The organism is Streptomyces sp. AC627_RSS907 (assembly GCF_019049165.1).
Map to the genome: position 1 here is coordinate 1 of NZ_JAGMUE010000847.1, position 562 is coordinate 562.

Below are 562 nucleotides of genomic sequence, written 5' to 3' on the forward strand. Positions count from 1 at the left end.
GGCGGGTGCTGTCCCAGAACAGCTCGCTGACGCGCTCCGCGCGCACCTGGTGTGCGTCGTCCAGCAGGGCGGGCCCGGCCTCGGCCATGGCCGCGTAGACGGCGTTGAGGTAGAGCATGGACAGGAAGAACTTGGTGAAGCGCAGTTGGTAGGCCATGAAGCCGGCGTCGGTGCGCCGCTCCGTGGTGTAGAAGTTCACGATGTGCCGGTTGTGCAGGACGCCGGGCAGGGCCGCGTCGTGCACCAGGTGCATCAGGAAGTAGTCGCTGCCGATGGTGTTGGTCGCCGGTGGCAGCGGAACCCGTTCGTGCACCTGCTGGAAGCTGATGTTGCACATGTCCAGGCGCATCGGGTCCACGAGGGTCAGCAGCGCGTGGTCGCCGGTGAAGGGGGCGGTGCCGGCGCCGGTGAACGACTCGTCGGCCAGCTCCCGCTTCTGCTCCGCGCTCCAGTCGGCGGGCGCCCACAGACCGACGACGTCGCGGTAGACGTCCTCGTCGAGCTGTCGGATCTCGCTGATGTCCACGGACAGTTCGCCCACGAACGACGCGCCGACCAGCAC

1 protein-coding gene is annotated in these 562 nt (G+C 68.1%); it reads right to left on the minus strand.

The genetic code is table 11. The features are described from left to right. The coding region (locus tag KUM32_RS38985; protein WP_254406731.1) for a DUF6271 family protein at window positions 1–562 on the minus strand (562 nt) is incomplete at both ends.